The organism is Phycisphaeraceae bacterium, from assembly GCA_019454185.1.
Taxonomy (GTDB): domain Bacteria; phylum Planctomycetota; class Phycisphaerae; order Phycisphaerales; family UBA1924; genus JAHBWV01.
The window spans coordinates 1995723-2014133 of the sequence record CP075368.1; the positions used below are offsets into that span (position 1 = coordinate 1995723).

The following is an 18411-nucleotide window of genomic DNA, read 5'->3' on the forward strand; positions in this document are numbered from 1 at the left end:
TCGAACATGAATACGGTTGTGCCCGCCTCGCCGCTCGAAGCCGATGAGGGTCTTGAGGGGCTGGTCATTCCCGACTTCCACCTCGTTGACCAGTTCGGAAAGCCGGTTGACCAAACGATCTTCGACGGACGTATCACGATTCTCGATTTCTCCTTCACGAACTGCCCCTTCGTCTGTCCCGGCATGAACGCGGCCATGCTGATGCTCCAGTCACAATTGGTCGGAACTTCTGTCCGCTTTGCTTCAATCAGTGTTGACCCGCGGAATGACGTCCCTGAGGTGCTCAAGGCGCACGCTGACAAAATCGGTGTTGACCATGCACGCTGGACGTGGCTGACAGGCGAAGAAGCCGAGATCAAGCGGATCGTCTCCGAGAGTCTCAAGTTCGAGCTGCAGGACGATCCTTCTCGGCCGATCACCCTTGCCGACGGCAGCGTGATGAACAACATCATCCATCCGTCGCGGCTCTTTCTCATCGGACCGGAGAGACAGTTGCTCGCCCTCTACCCGTTCAGCGACATGAGCGCACTCGACGCGCTCAAACGCCGCGCAGAATCCGGGGCACGGATGGTTCAGAAGCGCTAGCACGAAGCTCGAGCTTCCGAGATGTCTACTCCATGCCCAGCGCGTCCCGCACTCGTTTGCGGGTTGATTCCGCGTAGAGATCGCGCTTGCCGAAACCGGGCACCGCTCCCGCGTACTCGGCTTCTTCCTGGGCATCGCGATGGTTGCTCACGAGCATCAGCCGTGAGGCCGCTCCACGCAAGCCCAGCTCCCTGATGAGCTCGACGCCGGAAGCCGCGCTGAAATCCCCGTCCAGAAGCCGGTTGATCACGAGCAGATCGCTCGCAAGAGCGGCCTTGTAGGCCGAGTCGTCATCATCTGCGGACTCAACGACAGCACCCGGCACGAAGCTCTGCATCGCTGATCGCAACGCGAACGAGTCAGGTCCGCAGTGGCCTACGAGCACAATCCGTTTCGCTCCCACTCTTGTCTCCTCTTGCTTCGATGACAACGCCATCTCGCTCGACGGTCACACGAACCCCTGAGTTCCTGCCCCAGCCAAACTCCCGTGACCCCCCTTTACCGTCCCTGATCGCTCGGATGAGTCTGCTGAGCTCGGCCGCTCGAATCCGATCCAGGAATCGTCCACGAGTCAAGTCGCTGATCACGCGCCGGATGACCGCCCCGACGACCACGCCTCGTTCCCCTGCGAGCAACACACGAGGCACGATGACCGAATCCGGTGAGCGGACAGCGGCCTTCAGGATCTGGTCGGCACGATCATCCAGAACGCCAGCGGTTTCCCGCATCAGTTCGGCGGCTCTGCTCGCCCTGATCTCGACACCCGGCGCAAGCTCTTTCAGGATCGGGGCGACCCGCGCACGGACCGCGTTCCTGAGTAATCGGAGGTCGGTGTTGGTCTGATCCGTGACCCACGAGAACCCTCGCCCATCATTCGCCAGACGGCAGATCCGCTCAGCGTCTGCCCGTCCGACGCCGAGCATGGGACGAAGAAGCCAGATCGTGCGCCCGGCACGAGAACTCGCGAGTCCGATCCTGCGTGCGGGCGCGGGTCCTGCGAGTCCGCTGGGCCCGGCACCTCGCATCAATCGCATAAGGATGGTCTCGAGCACGTCATCCGCGTGATGTGCTGCCGCAACAAACGCAAGGCCGCCCGCCGCCGCCATGTCCGCGAGCGCGGCGTATCTCGCATGCCGCGCGTTCGACTCGGCATTACCCGGGAGACCTCGCACGGAGATTGCCGCCTCAACAAAGCGAACTCCGAGTGTTTCAGCGACCTTGAGGGCATGATCCCGGTCGGCAGCGGTCTCATGATCGGGCCTGATGTCGTGGCGAACATGCCCGATGGTGATCGGGATCGACACGCACGAAAGAGCCACGGCGAGCGCGACAGAGTCAGCGCCGCCTGAACATGCGACAAGTGTGCCCCTCTCAGCGTCGCGGTCGATCCCTGAACACCGGTGCGTGAGCTCTCGGTGGGTCGCGATGATCCGCCGAACCGCAGGATCCCGTGAGATCGCACCCCTGGGAGCGGCATCGCTCATCACTTGCTCGCTCGCGCGGCTTTCTTCTGCTTGTGGTGCAATTTCGGCGTGACGTGGAACGTCGCGATTGCTCGCCCGACGCGCTTGGGCTTCTCACCCGGCTTGTTCAGCTGCTGATGAACATCCATCGTGATGGTGATGTTGAACTCCCCGCCGCGACGGACAAGATCCTCGACCACTTCGTGGGGAGTGATCAGGTAACGTGCGGGGCCGAAGCACGGGCGGAGGAACTTGTACTCAAGGTGCTTGCAGACGACGGTGTAGTCGCCGCCGCAGATGCCGAAGACGTACATGCCCCCAGCGATCTCGGCGTTCCCGAGGAGCGCGGCACCCGCCATCGCGTTGTACCAGTTCCGGTTGAAGCGGCGGAATGGGAGCACCGCCTCGAATGTCTTCCCGTCGATCCGCTTCATCTTGATGCCGGACCGGAACGCATAGGGCAGCCAGATCAAGGAAGTAACGCGGTGCCAGAAGTTGTTCTTGGCCGAAAGACGGCTGACATACGCCTCGACCCTCTCGGCGAGGGTTCGCTTCTTCCGGCGGACCGCCAGCGTTTCGGCAGGGACGGCGCAAGACTCGGTCGCAACAGGAGCAATCTGCACATCTCCGCGATGGGCAGCGTCTGGACGAGCGGTCTGATCGTCGATCGGGGGAGGAAGGGTCGGATTGGATGGTGTAGTCTGCGACACGCGGGGGGCGGCTCCAGAAGCCAATTGCCAGAAGCCAAGTGTAGGGTTCGACGCGGAGGCGTGTACCTAGGCAGAGGATTCCGGTAACCGAAACCACCCCTTGCCGTCGGGTTCCACCGTTCGGACTGGGTTTCCCGGCTCATGATCGAGCACGATCGTCCACTTTCTGTCAGAGGCCTCGCGCAAGAACCACCGCTTTGAGACCATCGAGGTGTAGGGCTCGACGTCATAGGCAAGCGAATACGCAGCCCCCACATGAGCGGCGGTGGGCATCACATCAGGAACGAAGACGACTGTCCGTCCCGAGGTGTCCTTGAAGGTCATCGCCTGTTGCCCCCATGTGTGGCCCGGCACCTGGAAGACCTGAACGCCAGGAGCGACTTCCGACATCCTGGCCTCCAAAGGCACCGACGGATCGGCCTCCCGGTCGACGACAGCACCCGGCAGGAAGGGGCGAGGCGAATCGGTCAGAACGACCCGATCAGCGATGGGTTCGAGATGGTCGCGGTAATAGGTCCTTGTCATCACACTGCGGTTCGCTAGGGCGTCAGACCATTCCCTTGCCTGCACGTGAACCGTTGCATTCGAAAAGGTCGGAACCGCGTGCAGTGTGCCGCCAGATTCCCCCGCAATCGGTCGCCTTGTGAGTCCGCCCGCATGATCGAAGTGAAGGTGGGTCACGATCACGCGATCGATGTCTTTCGCATCGCACCCCACTTCGTGGAGCGCGTCGCAGACCCACCTTGGCTCGAGCGCGAAGACAGCCGACATCTTCTCGTCGAGTTTGTTGCCGGTGCCACATTCAAGAAGGATGCGCCGGGGCGCAACCTGTCCCCCTGGGACGTCCGTCGCTCGCTCGAGAAGGATGCAGTTGTGGTGAACGTCCATGCGTCCCTGGGCGTCGGTCGGCACCGATTTCGACCATACAACGCGTGGAATCAGCCCGAACATACTGCCAGCATCCAGTTTGAAGCCGCCAGCTCGCAGGAGGGTCCAACGGTAACGGATGTCCTCGCTGACGTCTGCGTGGGCGCTCGGGGGGGTGTTGGCCATGGTCTCATCCTACGGTCGGACGCGTGCCCCGCGGGGCTGAGCGGGCTTCTGCTTGACGCTGATCGAGCCGACTGCCGATAGACTGAACCCATGCGAACCCGACTCCCCGACGCCCGGACGACGCCGCGTTTCGCGGGCCCGTGTACGTTCTGCCGCTACCCACTCATCCAGACCGTCGAGCAGTCGAGTCTGCCAGTCGATTGGGCGATCTACGGTGTGCCATTCGATGGGGGTGTGAGTTACAGGCCGGGCACGAGATTCGGCCCTCGCTCCATCCGAGAGGCATCCCAGTACGTCAAGCCCTACTCCATCGAACACGATGTGGACATCTGCGAGGTGCTGTCGCTGACCGATGGCGGAGACGCCCCGGTGCATCCGTACGCCATCAAACAGACGCTCGACGCTGTAGCCGCTTTCGCGACGTCGCTCGGGGATCCCTCCCACACGCGACTCATGGCGGTCGGGGGTGATCATTCGATCGCCTACGCCAACATTCGTGCGACATGGCAGCGACGGGGCTCCCCGCGATCTGGCTTTGCCGTCATTCACTTCGATAGCCACCTTGATACCGTGGACACGGTGTGGGGCGAGCGCTGGGGGCACGCCTCCCCCTTCCGTCGTGCGATCGAGGACGGCCTCGTTGACCCAGGCGCCATGCTGAGCATCGGCATCAAGGGGCCGCTGAATCGACGCGATGATCTCGATTACGCCAGGTCGATGGGCATCACACTCCTCACCTACGACCGATGGCGGAGCGAAGGTCAATCAGTGATCGGTGAGTTCCTCCAGCGCGTGCAGGGACGCGAGACATACATCACATTCGATATCGACTGTGTTGACCCGGCCTACGCACCCGGCACGGGCACGCCCTCCATCGGCGGCTTCACAAGCGCGGAGGCCCTCGCGACGATTCGTTCACTCCGAGGGGTGAACATCGTGGGAGCGGATGTGGTCGAGGTGCTCCCCGACCGAGATGTAGCTGGAATCACATCCCTGCTTGCATCACACGTCATCTTCGAGTTGATCGCGCTCGACGCCGCACGCCGCAAGATAAACGCCTGACGATCACCTGCGCCGACGTCCGACGAACGCAAGACCCATCCCCATCGCGACGAGCGTCGTCGGGGCGGGTATTACGCTGTCGAGATAGTCTGTGAGCGTGCGGAGGGTGATCTCGGTGGCGAGCACTGCTGCATCAAACGGGGTGTCGATCCCGACGTGGATGTGTCCCGCGGCAAAGTTTCTGTACGCGGCGTCTTCGCTGTTATTCATCGAGTGGTACCACACCCCATGAAGACCGATGAACTCGGAGAGAAAGTTGCCGCCCGTGCCGGTGGTGTCGAGGTAGACATCGTTGATGATTCCGGCCGCCGCGACCGCGTCGCGTATCTGCTCTTTCGGGAGAGAGGAATACAGATCCGTGCCGACGGGAAGGGCTTGGAAAATCGGCGAGTCCAGATCAGGCAATGAGGGCGCGCTGTAGTCCGGAGCCCAGAGGTGTTGTGCACGTCTGCGATGACGAGTCTCGATCTCCCATGAGCTGCCGGGATTGCCCCTGCTGAAGGTGATGATCGCCGCCGGCTTGAGCTCGTCTGTAATGCGATGCCAATCGGCTACGGTGTCCTGGTAGTCAACCTCAAAGTCGCCGACACCCCTCCCCCAGTTCGGGCCGGTCTGGCCGGGGAACTCGGGGAAGTAGGAGTAGATGTTGTACCCGCGTCCCTCCCAGTTTTCCCCCACCCAGCCGAGCGGGTTCTGCTCAGGATTCGCGCTGAACTGGCGCACCATGTTGTTGGTCTGAGGCCAATAGCCCGTGATCATGATGTTGCGGGTATGGCCGGCGTCGGCAACAAGGGTCGCGGCGGACACTCCGACTGCGGCAGCGAGGCATCGATTCCACATCTCTGTGACCCCTTTCAGATAAACAGACGCACTCCGAGCCATCGTGGCTCTTCCAGTGTGACTGACGTTCGGCATTCGTCAACCGGTTTGGTCCAAAAAAGCGAACCAGTCACGATTCCCTACACTCCGCGGCATGATCCGGGTTCATGGTCAAGGTGTGCGTGTGGGAGCGGTCCTCGGATGGGCGATCTACCTCGCCGTGTCATGGACATGGTGCATCGGCATGTTCCTGCCGATTCTGCTCCTGCGTGACTTTGGTCCGCTTGGCTACATCGCATTCGCGGTTCCGAACGTTCTGGGTGCCGCGGCCATGGGGTGGCTCATCATGAGCCCGGAAGCCAGCCGGCGATTTGTCCAGCGCCATCGGGCGGCGTGTGTCACCTTCAGTCTCGTCACCGCCTTATTCCATCTCGCGTTTGTTCTCGCAGTGATCTACCCGCTCGAATTGCTCAACCGGGGGATGCTCGCGACGAGCGTTGTGCTTCTCGCGCCACTGGTTCTCTCCTGGCTCGACCGACCACGAGCGACCGCGCTGATCACCTACGCGATCAGTGTCGGAGTCATCTCAACGTTCATCGCACGCGGCTGGATCCCGGCTCCTGATGCTGACCCGCTCGCAGCCGAGTTGCTCAGGTCGTTCCGCCAGCCAGCCGCGGCTGCGCTGATGCTCGCCCCGGCGTGCGTCTTCGGCTTCTTGCTGTGCCCGTACCTCGATCTGACGTTCCATCGCGCACGCCAGAACCTGACAGGGACAGAATCACCCCTGGCGTTCGGGATCGGATTCGCGATCTTCTTCCTCGCCATGATTCTCTTCACGATCGCTTACGCGCCCGTGTTCACCCCTCGTCTTGATAAGAGCACCACCCTCCCGAACCAGACACTGCTCCTTGCTCTGCTGCTGCATCTGACCGCTCAATCCACGGCAACCATCGCCTTCCATCTCCGAGAGCTGCACCGGCCATCATCCGGGCCATGGGGTCGTTTCCTGGCCATGTTCCTGGCATCCGTAGCGGTGATCGCGCTTGGCTGGCTCGCAGCGTGGAGACCGGACATCGCTGGCCCCCCCGCTCTCTCAGACGAGCACCAGAAACTGGTGTGGTACAGGATCTTCATGTCCTTCTATGGACTCGTCTTTCCCGGGTACGTCTGGCTCGTCTCGATACCAACCCGAGATGGCCATGCTGGTCCGCGAGGGTCTCGTGGACGGAAGAAGCTCCGTGTCCTCGTCCTCGTTGTGGCACTGGCCGCTCCCTGCTTCTGGCTTGGCTTCGTCGAGCGGGAGACGTGGTGGCTGCTTCCCGGCATGGCGGTGATGCTGGGCTCGCGTCTCTTGATTACTCCGAGGCCTCACCGGCGGGGTCTCTGATCGCAGCATCGATCTCTCTCAACACTGCCTTGGCGGTGGCTCTGACCAACTCGGGTTCCTTCGCGCTCCACATAAGGCCGACGATCGCCTCACGAAGCCGATGGTGCCTCTTCGGGTCGCTCTCGGTGCGTGCCCGGTTGCCGAGCACGATGATCGCGTTGCGTTTCATCATCGTGAGAGTCACTCGCTTCATCGCCGAGGAGTTGAACGCACCACGACGTTCGTTCTCGTCCCAACCGAGCACATCGAGCAGATCGAAGGAATTTCGCTTCGGTGTGTACGCATCGAGAACCAACCCGACACTGCTTCGGACGCCGTGCGGCGTGGGCGCATTGTGCGGGCAGACCTCCTGACAGATGTCGCATCCATACAACCACTCTCCGATCGCGGCGTGGAACTCCGCCGAGACACGCTCCCGATGCTCGATCGTCAGGTACGAGATGCACCGCCGCGCGTCAAGGCGATATGGCGTCAAGGCATCCGTCGGACACGCGTCGATGCAGCGGGTGCATGTGCCGCAGTGGTCATGCATTCTTTCTTGGCGGGGCGGCACGACAAGTTCAAGCGTTGTCGCGAAGCCCGCAAGCACCATGTAACTGCCGAGAGTTGGGTGGATGAGCATGGTGTTCTTGCCGGTCCAGCCCATGCCGCAGCGTTCGGCAAGTTCTCGTTCCATCACTGGAGCAGTGTCCACGAACGAGCGGAACTTGTGGCCCGGGTGCTCGGGTCGTAGTGAATCGCACAACGCATGGAGTCGTCGCTTCATGATCCGGTGGTAATCGTCCCCCCGGACATATCGCGCGATCCTGCCCGCGCTCGCATCAACTGCAGCATCGCCAGGTTCGCCCCGCGCCGCGTACAAGTCGGCCACCATGACGAACGATCGAGCCCCTTCGAGCAGGCGGCCTGGGGAGAGCCGGACGTCGACGGCCTCCGTCATGAAGTCCATGTCGCCGTGCTGGCACGCTTCCAGCCACGAAATCAATTCTGAGGCACGTGCGCTCGGGTCCGCGGCGCAGATGCCGGCGAGGGCGAATCCCATCTCGCGGCACCGGGCCAAGACCTTGCGTGATACTTCCTCAGGAACGGCGGCCATCGCTCGCCTTCCCGCTCAGTGAGCAGCCCCGACCCCGCGATGCCGCCACGCCGACGAAGCCGTCCAGCGTCGCACTGACGCCGCTGCCGAGGCCAGCACACTGCCCGAGTCTGCCAACTCGGGCATCCAGAGCTTGTCCCAGTCCACAACGATCCAGCCGCTGAATCGCCTCTCAGCCAAGTGGCACACGAGAGCTTCGCATCCAAGATCTCCCTCGCCGATCTGGGATGGCGTTCCGTTCCGAGTGTCTTTCAGTCTGGTGAGCCAAAGTCGATCCGCGAGGGTGTTGACACCCTCGATCGGTGATTCACCCGCGTTCCTTGCGACCACCGGGTTGTATGATGCTCCGAGCAACGGATGATCGATCTCATCCAGCAGGCGGCGGAGATCCGCCCCGGTCGCGAAAGAGCCGCCGTTCTCGATGACAACTTTGACGCCGGTGTTGCGAGCCGCATCGACGACCATGGCGAGGCGTTCGACTACACGCCGCTCAGCGAACTTCGGGTTGTCCCCTTTACGGAACTCAAAGCCGAAGACGCGGACATACGGCATGCCGGACGCCGCCGCGAGATGAATCATCGACTTCGCTTCGCGGACGCTCCGATCGATGTCCGCGACAACCCGGCCAACAACCGGCGGGAAGATCGGCTCATCGAATCGGCAACCTGTCGCGAGACAGCACGCTACCACACCGGCAGATTCGAACTGCGAAAGGACCTTGGCCGGGGCCGTGTGTGCCGGATCACAGGCGATCATCGTGGAGCCATGCCCGAAGGTGCGGAGCTCAACGCCATCGAACTCACCGCTCGATGCAAAGGCCACGACTTGTTCGAGAGTCCAATCCGGGCAAGCAAGAGTGCTGAAGGCCAGTTTCATGCGCGATCCCTCTGGCCCTAGGGGCCCGAACATACTGCAATCGTCAGCACCCCCGCCCCCACTGTCAAACCGCGGGGTTGGCAAGCACCAACATGGGTGCGACCTCAACTCCCCACTCCCGATTCGGACCAACCGGCCGAGACCGCTCGGACCTCGCTATCCGATCGAATGTCACGATCGGCACGGCATATGCCGCAAGATTTCCCGGGCCGCGGCATTCCGCCCGCTTGAACTGCATAGTTCAACCAGCGAAGCGGGTGCTCGCCCCGGGGGTTCGCGGGGCCAGCATGGGATGACAATCCGGGCGGCTCTCGGAGTTGAATGTGCGCAGGCGAGCCGGATTCTCGATCGCCCGACGATTGATGCTCTATGCCCTTTCTCCGCCGTGCTTCGCGATCGGGTTTGCTATCGGCGGTTGCGGGTTCTCGGCACGCGACGATTTTTTCCAGATTCGTTCCGCACAATTGATCGCGATGCCGGGTGACCGATCCGCGTTCGCTCCGAGAGCGGGTTTCCCGACGCTCGCCGGATTCTCTGCAAAGGACCTCACGCTCACGAGCGCGTCAGATATGCTCTTGGATCCGTGAAGCGTTCTGCGGGCTAACCTTGGCGAGTCAGGAGACTCGCCATGAGCCAGCACGGAGCCGAAGGGCTTGAGTCCGGAGTTGTCACCAACTTCAAGGACCGAATGACGTACTCGCAGTACCTGGACCTCGACAGGGTTCTCAACGCGCAGCACCCGCTCTCCGACCCTCCCCATCATGATGAGATGCTCTTCATCATCATCCACCAGACCACCGAACTCTGGTTCAAACTGGTGATCCACGAGCTGCGTGCGGCGATCTCACACATCCGGCATGATCGACTCGAACCGTCCTTCAAGATCCTCGCCCGGGTCAAGCACATCCAGGCACAGCTCCTCGATCAGTGGTCGGTCCTCGCGACGCTCACACCCAGTGAGTATGTCCAATTCAGGCATGTGCTGGGGCCTTCGAGCGGCTTCCAATCCGCCCAATTCCGCACGGTCGAGTTTCTCCTCGGTAACAAGAACCGATCAATGCTCGACGTCCATCGGCATGATCCCGCGGCGTACGCACAGCTCGAAGCCGATTTGAACGCACCGAGTCTGTATGACGAGTTTCTCGCACATCTCGCGAGGAGAGGAATGCCGGTTCCCGAATCTGTTCTGAAGCGAGATTTCAGCCAGCCCCACACGAGCCACGCGGGCGTGATCGAGCTGTTCCGTGGCATCTACGAGAACACCGGCTCGAACTGGGACGCGTACGAGATGTGCGAGAAACTCGTCGATGTGGACGAGCAGTACGCCCTGTGGCGATTCCGCCACATGAACGTCGTGTGGCGCGTGATCGGCATGAAACCGGGCACGGGCGGCACATCCGGCGTCAACTTCCTCCAGAAGACCGTTGGGATCAGGTTCTTCCCCGAGTTGTGGGAAGTACGGACAGAGATCGGCCCGCCAACCTACGGGCTCCCTGTGCGACGCCAGACGTGAGGAGCATCGACCATGCAGACAGCCGATGCCATATCCCTTCATTTCCATGACATCACGCAGGCGGTCTCCGCGCTCGGCAACGGACCTCTGACTGAGGCAGGACTGCGCTCGCACATCCACCCGCTGTTCTCGCGGGTGTTGGAACGGCAGGAGATCTATCTCGCGAACCACTCGCTGGGGCGACCGCTCGATCGCATATCGGAAGATGTCGCACGCTTCGCCTCGCTCTGGCAGCGTGACATGGACAGCGCGTGGGGAGCATGGCTCGCCGAGATCCACGCGTTCAGAGAGATGCTGGCTCGCGTGATCGGGGTCCCTCGCCCTGACGCTGTCGTGCCCAAGACGAGCGCGGGTCAAGGGTTGCGGGCCGTGCTGAACGCGCTGCCACCCTCGAGAAGCGGCGGACCGCACCAGATCGTTGCGACGCGGGCGGAGTTCGACTCGATTGACTTCATCCTCAAGACGTATCAGACAAAGGGACGTGTCGAGATTCGCTGGGTCGAGACTCGAGATGGGTTGGTGCATGAGGACGATGTGATTCGAGCCATCGACAGACAGACCGATCTTGTAGTCGTCAGCCATGTCGTGTTCTCAACCGGCCAGCTACTCGTTCGCGTTGGCGACATCGTGTCGGCAGCGCACGCCGCGGGCGCGCTGTGCCTCGTTGACATGTACCACTCAGCAGGCGTTGTGCCTCTGGACATGCAGTCGATGGGCGCGGACTTTGCGATCGGCGGCTCGTACAAGTACTTCCGGGGCGGGCCGGGGGCTGGGTGGCTTGCGATCCATCCGCGACATCTGGCAACGGAACAGCCCACCTTGCGAACTCTCGACACCGGCTGGTTCGCCAAGAAGAACACTTTCGGGTTCGCGCGGACCGAGACGCCGCTTCTCGCGTCCGGCGGCGATGCCTGGATGGAGTGCACGCCCTCGCCGATTTCTGCGTATCAGGCGAATGCGGGGATCGCGCTCGTGCTTGCACTGGGAGTCGATCGGTTGCGGGCATACAGCATCGAGCAGCAGTCGGGCCTGGCAAGCGATTTAACCGAACTCGGCGTGCCAGTGCGGCTCATCGAGCCGCGAGGCGCGTTTCTCCTCGTGCCGAGCAGCGATGCCGCGGGAATGTCAGCCGCACTCAAGTCAGCCGGCCTGAACACCGACGCACGCGGTGCGCATGTGCGGCTTTGTCCGGACATCCTGAACACCCGAGCGGACTTCCGTCAGGCGGCACACACGATCGCAAGAGTGCGGTCCACGACCGGATTATGAGATCTCGTTCCGGCGAGTCGGGTTCGCATCGGTGCCGGCAGGAGCGGCAATCCCCGGCAACACGATCGTGAAGTCGGTCCCTTTGCCCTGCTCGGTGTGGACCTCAAGCCGGCCACCGTGCGCTTCGACAAGGCGGCGCGCGGTCGGCAGACCAAGCCCGCTGCCGCCCGCCTTTGTCGTGAAGTACGGCTGAAAGATGCGATCGATCCTATCGGGCGCGATGCCGGGGCCCGTGTCGATGACGTGGATTCTGGTTTCCGGCTTGCGCTCGGCGTCGAGCGTCGCCTCGGTCCGAAGGATCAGCTCCTTGGTGCCGCTCGTCTGCTCGCCGGACATCGCCTGCACCGCGTTCAGCATGAGGTTCAGCAGCGCCTGCTTCAGGTGCGGCGCATCGACCTCGCTCATCAGCCGATTCGAATCGATGCTCTCGCGTAGGCGCACGCCCTGGCTCTCCGCCTGCGGGAGAAAGAAATCGATGAGTTCTCTGACGATGTCGTTCAGATCGGTGGGAACCCGCTCGAGCTTCAGATCCCCCGCGTACCTGAGAAAGTCCGTCAGGATGCCTCGCAACCGCTCGACCTCGCGCCTTAACGACGAGATCCTCCGCGTGAGCCGCCCCTTTTCATCGTCGGCGACCGGTAGTTCCGCTATCGCCTCGCCGAGAAGCTGGGCGTTCAGGCCGATCGTCGAAAGCGGATTCTTGATCTCGTGTGCGAGCCCCCCGGTCATCGCGCCGATCTCGGCCATGCGCTCGGCGGCACGGGCCCTGCGCTCCGCAGCTCGCACCTTTCGCAGATGGCGTATGATCATCCAGCGCGCCGCGCCCGACGCCAGAAGCACGCCCGCGCCAAACGACAGAAAGGCGATTGTGACCGATGAGGGCACGCAGATCCCCGTTGATGCCGCGAGTCGAAGAGAGAAGCAGCATCGTATGTGCCGAATCGCGTTGAATCGGCGCGGCACGATCAGCGACGGGGCGTTCTGGAGTAGTTCCTGCGCGGCACAACATTCACCTCGACGGCATCCGCTCCGCGCTCGATGCGGGTCGCTTTCCAACCCTTGTCGGTCTGGACCGCGTCATAGGTGACAACCGACCCGTCCTTCAACGCTCGGAACCCCTCACCAACGATGACAGAGAAGTGGGCGAAGATATCCTGCCCCAGGGGTCCGACAATGAAGCCGAATCCCTTGCGAGGATCAAACCACTTCACTACTCCCTCGGCACCTTCGAGCCTCTGGGCTGACTGATCCGTCATGGGAACGCTCCCAGACTGTCGCAGCAACTGTGTAGATGTACCCTGTATGCCGCACCGACACAAGCCACAGGGTGCCTCCCAGCAAGCACCTACACAGTCATATGAACTCCTCAATACGCATTGTGGCCAAAACTGGCCATGCTTGTCAAACGCCGTTACCCAGATTACCGAGAAAATCAGTTGATAGTCCGAAAAAAACCGCGAGCCCGATAACATCGGGCCCGCGTAGATGCTTGCAGATAAGGCACTTAGGCCGTTATGCCTTCGGGGCAACGGGCTCAGTCGCCATGGCCGCTTTGCGGCTCAGCTTGATTCTGCCCTGGTCGTCCACGAGCAGAACCTTCACCTTCACGACATCGCCAATCTTGACCACGTCGCTGACGCTCTTGACGAAACCGTCGGCCAGCTCGGAGATGTGGCACATACCGTCTGTGCCGGGCGCAAGTTCAACGAAGGCGCCAAAGTCCTTCACGCTGACGACCTTGCCGGTGTAGATGGCACCGACCTTGATCTCTGCGCAGAGCGCCTCGATCTCGCCGCGCGCCTGCTCGATCGACTCGCCGTTCGGGGCGGAAACCATGACCGTGCCGTCATCCTCGACGTCGATCGTCACACCGTAGCGATCCTGCAGAGCCCTGATCATCTTGCCGCCCGGTCCGATGAGCTTGCCGATCTTGTCTGGATCGATCTGGATCGTCACGAGGCGTGGCGCGTAGACGGAGATCGTCGGGCGGGGAGCCGCGATGATGGACTCCATCGTGTCGATGATCTGGACGCGACCGACACGGGCCTGCTCAAGGATGCGCTCGATCTGCGAGATCGTGAGGCCACGGGTCTTGAGGTCGAGCTGGATGCCCGTGATGCCCTCACGCGTTCCGGCGACCTTGAAGTCCATGTCGCCGAAGAAATCCTCTTCGCCGATGATGTCGGTGACGAAGAGCTCATTCTTGTCGTTGTCATCCGCGAAGCGGCCGACAGAGATACCGGCGCACGTCGCCTTGATCGGAACGCCCGCATCCATGAGCGCAAGACAGCCGCCGCAGACGGAGGCCATCGATGACGAGCCGTTGGACTCGGTGATATCGCTCACGATGCGGATCGTGTAGGGGAACTCTTCAGGAGAGGGGAGGATGCCCATGAGGGAACGCTCGGCGAGCGCGCCGTGACCGATCTCACGCCGGCCGGGACCTGTGATGCGCTTGGCCTCACCAGTCGAGAAGGGGGGGAAGTTGTAGTGCAACGTGAACTTCTTGGAGTACTCGGGGATGAGCCCGTCGATGATCTGCTCGTCCTTGGCGGTACCGAGTGTGCAGGAGACAAGCGACTGGGTTTCGCCGCGCTGGAAGAGTGATGAGCCGTGCGTACGGGGGAAGACGCCGACCGCACCCTCGATCTTGCGGATTTCGGCGGGCTTGCGGCCGTCGGCGCGGGTCTGCTTCTCGACGATGAGGCGCCGAGTGAGCTTCTCTTCGAGACGCTTGAAGGCCTCCTTGGCCATTCCGCGACGCTTCACGCTCTCCTGATACTGGGCGACATTGCCGTCGGGCTTCAGGGCGAAGTGAGTATCGAGAAGGGCCTTACGCAGTGCGTCAACGCGATTGCCACGGTCCGCCTTGCCATTGATCTGTCGAGCGGCGAGCAGATCGTTCTCGCAGAGCGACCTGACCTGCTCAGTGATCTCGGGAGTGGGGAGCAATAGCTCGCCAGCGACCTTGGCCTTGCCGCATTTCTTGGCCAGGTCATCGATCAGGCCGAGGATGTCAAGAATGGCCTTGTGACCGAATGCAATGGCGTCGAGCACCGGCTTCTCAGGGACCTCGGCAGCACCGACCTCAATCATGTTCACGCCATCCTTGTGGCCGGCGAGAACAAGGTCCATGTCGCTGTAATCGAGCTGAGACACGGTCGGGTTGAGAACAAAGGTCGGCCCGCTCTCGGTGTGGACTCTGCCGACACGCACGGTCGCCGTCGGCCCCTCGAAGGGAACATCGGAGAGCGCGAGCGCGGCGGATGCCGCGGTGCCGGCGAGCACGTCGGTATCGTTCTCGCCATCGTGGCTCATGACCCAGACCTGGATCTGAACCTCGTCGAGGAACCCATCCGGGAAGAGCGGACGGATCGGGCGATCGATCATCCGCATGGTCAGAACTTCCTTCTCGTTGGGCGCACCCTCACGCTTGCGGAAGCCCCCCGGGAACTTGCCTGCCGCTGCGGTCTTCTCGCGATAATCGACTGTTAGGGGGAAGAAATCGATGCCCTCACGCGGAGCGGCACGGACGACAGTGGCAAGAACCACCGACTCGCCATACGTCGCCATGACGGCCGCGGAACAGAGCTTCGCAATCTTCCCGGTCTCAAGTACGAGTTTCCGGCCACCGATCTCACGCTCGACACGGATCAGATCTGCCATGTTGTCATGGTCCTTCTGCGCTGCGGCTCACGCGCGAGAATCGCGCGACGACGCCTGGGTTCTGATGTCCCACCGGATCCCTCAGGGCAGAAGGCATGACGCAGACGCTCGTGTGTATCGGGACGGCTGCGCCGTGCCCACTGCCACTCGGGTCCGGCGGAAAGTTCGCTTGAACGTACGAAAGAAGCCCTTGCGCGTCTCCGCACAAGGGCTTTGGAATCGGTGTTACTTACGAAGACCGAGGCGCTGAATCGTCTCGCTGTACTTCTCGTGGTTCGTCCGAGCGAGGTAGCGAAGCAGTCGGTTACGCCGGCTCACCATCATCAGAAGCCCGCGGCGGCTGTGAACGTCCTTGCGGTGCTGCTGCAGATGGCCGGAGAGAGACTTGATGCGATCGGTCAGAATGGCGATCTGCGTCTCGGGAGAGCCGCTGTCGGTCTCGTGACGACGGAAGCTCTTGATGGTCGCGGCTTTGGTCTCGGCGGAAATGGCCATGAAAGAGATATCCTGAGGGCGTGAACGCGAAGACCCGAACATGGCCGGCGCGACGATCGCGCTGGACTATCAGACTCGGGGGAGGACTTTAGACACCTCACGCCGTTGGATCAACGCAGACACTGATCGATGGTTGCAGTTTGTTCGCATGCCATACACAACCCTATTCAATGCATTCAGAACAATACGGTATCGCGAATCGCCGACCGACAGATACCCTTCCGGCCATGACAAGCATCGGAATATCTCGTCGCGTCAGCGTTCTCAAGCCATCCGTGACCGTCTCCATGATGAACCGGGCCAAGCAGATGCAGGCCTCGGGCATCGACGTGCTCTCGTTTGCTGCGGGTGAACCCGACTTTGACACCCCGGACGCCATCAAGCAGGCCGCGATCGACGCGTTGCGTGCCGGCCAGACCAAGTACATGCCGACACTCGGCGACATGGCAACCCGCCAGGTCATTGCTGACAAACTTGGTCGAGAGAACGGCATCCCAGGAATCGCTGCGGAGAACATCGCGATCTCCTCAGGAGGAAAGCACTCGCTCTTTGTTCTCTGCCACTGCCTGCTCGATGAGCCCCGGCCGAACGAACAACCGTGGGAGGTCGTGCTTCCGGTGCCCGCCTGGGTGAGCTACGCGCCGATCGCTGAGCTTGCGGGCGGACGCATCGTTGAGGTGCCGACAACATGCGAGAGCGGCTTCAAGGCGAGCGCGGAGCAGATACGTGCGGCAATCACGCCGCGCAGCAGGATGCTCATTCTGAACAGCCCGAGCAACCCTTGCGGGACGATGTACTCCGAGTCGGAGTTGCGCGAGATTGCTGCAGTGGTCGCAAACGCCGCGAGGTCGATCGCGCCGAATCTCGTCATCATCTCGGATGAGATCTACGAGAAAATCGTGTTCGGGCCGATCCCCCACTTCTCGATCGGATCTGTCCCCGAGGTTGCCGAGCGCACGATCACGCTGAACGGCCTGTCGAAGGCATATGCCATGACCGGATGGCGCATCGGCTACACCGGTTGTCCCGGGGAATGGGGCAAGCAGTTCACGAATGCCATGGCAACACTCCAGGGGCAGATGTCGACCAACATCACATCGTTCGTCTACCCCGCAATCAGAACCGCTCTCAAAGAATGCCACGCGGACGCGAAGCGCATGTGCGATGCGTTCGCCTCCCGCGCCGAGGTCGTCACCCGGCGTCTGAACGCGATTCCCGGGCTCAGGACACCCACGCCGACGGGGGCTTTCTACGCCTTCCCCGATGTATCTTCGTACTTCGGGCGAGTCTCGCCGGCAGGCAAGCGAATCGCCTCGGCACTGGATCTTTGCGAGTCGCTCCTTGCAGAGGCCCATGTAGCGCTCGTGCCGGGTGAGGACTTCGGCGGCTGCGGCGGAAACCACGTCAGAATCAGCTTCGCGTGCAGCGAGACACAGATCGAACGGGGGATGGATCGCTTCGGTCAGTTCCTCGCATCGCTCAGGCCCGCCTGAAGCGTTCGACCCATAGCCCGCAAATGTCCGACCCCGCAGCACGCTCAGTCGGCAGGGTGTTCTTCCGCCTGAGGTTCCGGCTGGGCGGCTTGCTCGGCGGAAGCCAGCGAGCCGCCGGTAAGCGAGACCTCGATCTCTGCTTCCCCAGTCTGCTGGTGGCGGATTCCAAGTCTGACTTCCTGCTTGCGGACAAGCTCGAGCATCGCGAGAAACAGGCCGATCATCTCGCCGTGCTGTCGGCCGGCAAACAAGTCGGCGAACAGAACCGCACCACTCGGACCCGCTTCTCTCTTCAGGCGATCGACGATATCTGCGGCATGCAACTCAATGGGCGTGTCGTCATACGTGACCTGATGATCACCGAGCCGCTCGAAGATCAGCATCGACGACACACGCCGATACGCCTCCGCCAGATCGCTCAGGTTCACGTCTTCCAGATGCATCTCGCCCGACGCGGCATCGATCGCTGCCTGAAGCGCGTCCGTGTCGATGCCGATCGCACTGACGGGCGATCGACGCGACCAGTCCTCACGCCTCCGTTCAAGCCCATCAGCAAGATCCCGGAACCGCTTGTACGCCAGGAGCTGCTTCACGAGGTCAGCGCGGGGATCGACTGCTTCGTCAGATGGTCCGCCCGTGCGGACCTGCTCAGAATCCTCTGCCGGACGAGGCATGAGCAACTGGCTCTTGATCTCCATCAGTGTCGCGGCCATGACGAGGAACTCGCCCGCGAGCTCGATGTCGATCCTGGCATGGCCTCGGTCCAGCTCGCCGAGGTACTCAAGGTACTGATCCGCGATGGCAGCGACAGGGATGTCGTGAACATCCACCTCGGCCCGACGGATGAGGAAGAGCAGCAGGTCCAGCGGCCCCTCGAAGGCGTCGAGTCTCACTCGATAGTCGTGGTCGATCACCATCTCCGGG

18 protein-coding genes are annotated in these 18411 nt (G+C 62.1%); 6 read left to right on the forward strand and 12 right to left on the reverse strand.

Annotated features, from left to right (window positions below):
* The first annotated feature begins 6 nt into the window (after positions 1-6).
* A complete protein-coding gene (locus KF838_08440) occupies positions 7-585 on the forward strand; it encodes an SCO family protein (GenBank protein ID QYK46813.1) in 579 nt (192 codons plus the stop codon).
* Between the two features lie 25 nt (positions 586-610).
* Here KF838_08440 and KF838_08445 read toward each other — a convergent pair whose 3' ends face one another.
* The 4 genes from KF838_08445 to KF838_08460 form a co-directional block, all read right to left on the reverse strand.
* Complete coding sequence (locus tag KF838_08445; protein ID QYK46814.1) at positions 611-922, reverse strand: hypothetical protein; 312 nt, start codon at positions 920-922, stop codon at positions 611-613.
* Between the two features lie 22 nt (positions 923-944).
* Complete coding sequence (tilS, locus tag KF838_08450) at positions 945-2069, reverse strand: tRNA lysidine(34) synthetase TilS (GenBank protein QYK46815.1); 1125 nt, start codon at positions 2067-2069, stop codon at positions 945-947.
* Positions 2069-2758 carry a hypothetical protein gene (locus KF838_08455; GenBank protein ID QYK46816.1) on the reverse strand — a complete coding sequence of 230 codons (690 nt, stop codon included), beginning with the start codon at positions 2756-2758 and terminating at the stop codon, positions 2069-2071. Before KF838_08455 ends, tilS begins: the two co-directional genes overlap by 1 nt.
* Before the next feature lie 66 nt (positions 2759-2824).
* Positions 2825-3811 (reverse strand): MBL fold metallo-hydrolase, encoded by a 987-nt coding sequence (locus KF838_08460; GenBank protein QYK46817.1) that lies wholly within the window; start codon positions 3809-3811, stop codon positions 2825-2827.
* Between the two features lie 90 nt (positions 3812-3901).
* Between KF838_08460 and speB the strand changes: the two genes are divergently transcribed.
* Positions 3902-4873 (forward strand): agmatinase, encoded by a 972-nt coding sequence (gene speB, locus KF838_08465; GenBank protein ID QYK46818.1) that lies wholly within the window; start codon positions 3902-3904, stop codon positions 4871-4873.
* Between the two features lie 3 nt (positions 4874-4876).
* On the opposite strand, the gene KF838_08470 is transcribed toward speB, so the two are convergent.
* The gene (locus tag KF838_08470) at positions 4877-5713 is read right to left on the reverse strand and encodes a PEP-CTERM sorting domain-containing protein (protein QYK46819.1); all 837 of its coding nucleotides are present in this window, start codon (positions 5711-5713) and stop codon (positions 4877-4879) included.
* Between the two features lie 133 nt (positions 5714-5846).
* Here KF838_08470 and KF838_08475 point away from each other — a divergent pair, with 133 nt between their 5' ends.
* The gene (locus tag KF838_08475; GenBank protein ID QYK46820.1) at positions 5847-7079 is read left to right on the forward strand and encodes a hypothetical protein; all 1233 of its coding nucleotides are present in this window, start codon (positions 5847-5849) and stop codon (positions 7077-7079) included.
* Here the strand turns inward: KF838_08475 and queG are convergent.
* Together queG and KF838_08485 are read right to left on the reverse strand one after the other, a co-directional pair.
* A complete protein-coding gene (gene queG / locus KF838_08480) occupies positions 7048-8175 on the reverse strand; it encodes a tRNA epoxyqueuosine(34) reductase QueG (GenBank protein QYK46821.1) in 1128 nt (375 codons plus the stop codon). The two genes, KF838_08475 and queG, sit on opposite strands and share 32 nt — an antisense overlap.
* A 15-nt stretch (positions 8176-8190) precedes the next feature.
* Entirely contained in the window at positions 8191-9051 is an 861-nt protein-coding gene (locus KF838_08485; GenBank protein ID QYK46822.1) for a sugar phosphate isomerase/epimerase, read from the reverse strand.
* 628 nt (positions 9052-9679) lie between these two features.
* Here KF838_08485 and KF838_08490 point away from each other — a divergent pair.
* Both KF838_08490 and KF838_08495 read left to right on the forward strand, forming a co-directional pair.
* The gene (locus tag KF838_08490; GenBank protein ID QYK46823.1) at positions 9680-10564 is read left to right on the forward strand and encodes a tryptophan 2,3-dioxygenase; all 885 of its coding nucleotides are present in this window, start codon (positions 9680-9682) and stop codon (positions 10562-10564) included.
* A gap of 12 nt (positions 10565-10576) precedes the next feature.
* Positions 10577-11833: an aminotransferase class V-fold PLP-dependent enzyme gene (locus KF838_08495; GenBank protein QYK46824.1), complete on the forward strand. Its 1257-nt coding sequence runs from the start codon at positions 10577-10579 to the stop codon at positions 11831-11833.
* Here the strand turns inward: KF838_08495 and KF838_08500 are convergent.
* The 4 genes from KF838_08500 to rpsO all read right to left on the reverse strand — a co-directional run bounded on the left by KF838_08500 (position 11828) and on the right by rpsO (position 15994).
* The gene (locus KF838_08500) at positions 11828-12718 is read right to left on the reverse strand and encodes a hypothetical protein (protein QYK46825.1); all 891 of its coding nucleotides are present in this window, start codon (positions 12716-12718) and stop codon (positions 11828-11830) included. The two genes, KF838_08495 and KF838_08500, sit on opposite strands and share 6 nt — an antisense overlap.
* A gap of 80 nt (positions 12719-12798) precedes the next feature.
* Positions 12799-13089: a cold shock domain-containing protein gene (locus KF838_08505; protein QYK46826.1), complete on the reverse strand. Its 291-nt coding sequence runs from the start codon at positions 13087-13089 to the stop codon at positions 12799-12801.
* A gap of 256 nt (positions 13090-13345) precedes the next feature.
* Complete coding sequence (pnp, locus tag KF838_08510) at positions 13346-15499, reverse strand: polyribonucleotide nucleotidyltransferase (protein ID QYK46827.1); 2154 nt, start codon at positions 15497-15499, stop codon at positions 13346-13348.
* Between the two features lie 225 nt (positions 15500-15724).
* Entirely contained in the window at positions 15725-15994 is a 270-nt protein-coding gene (gene rpsO / locus KF838_08515) for a 30S ribosomal protein S15 (GenBank protein ID QYK46828.1), read from the reverse strand.
* Positions 15995-16221: 227 nt separating this feature from the next.
* Here rpsO and KF838_08520 point away from each other — a divergent pair, with 227 nt between their 5' ends.
* Positions 16222-17487: a pyridoxal phosphate-dependent aminotransferase gene (locus KF838_08520; protein ID QYK46829.1), complete on the forward strand. Its 1266-nt coding sequence runs from the start codon at positions 16222-16224 to the stop codon at positions 17485-17487.
* Between the two features lie 44 nt (positions 17488-17531).
* On the opposite strand, the gene KF838_08525 is transcribed toward KF838_08520, so the two are convergent.
* Entirely contained in the window at positions 17532-18404 is an 873-nt protein-coding gene (locus tag KF838_08525; protein QYK46830.1) for a segregation/condensation protein A, read from the reverse strand.
* Positions 18405-18411: the final 7 nt, after the last annotated feature.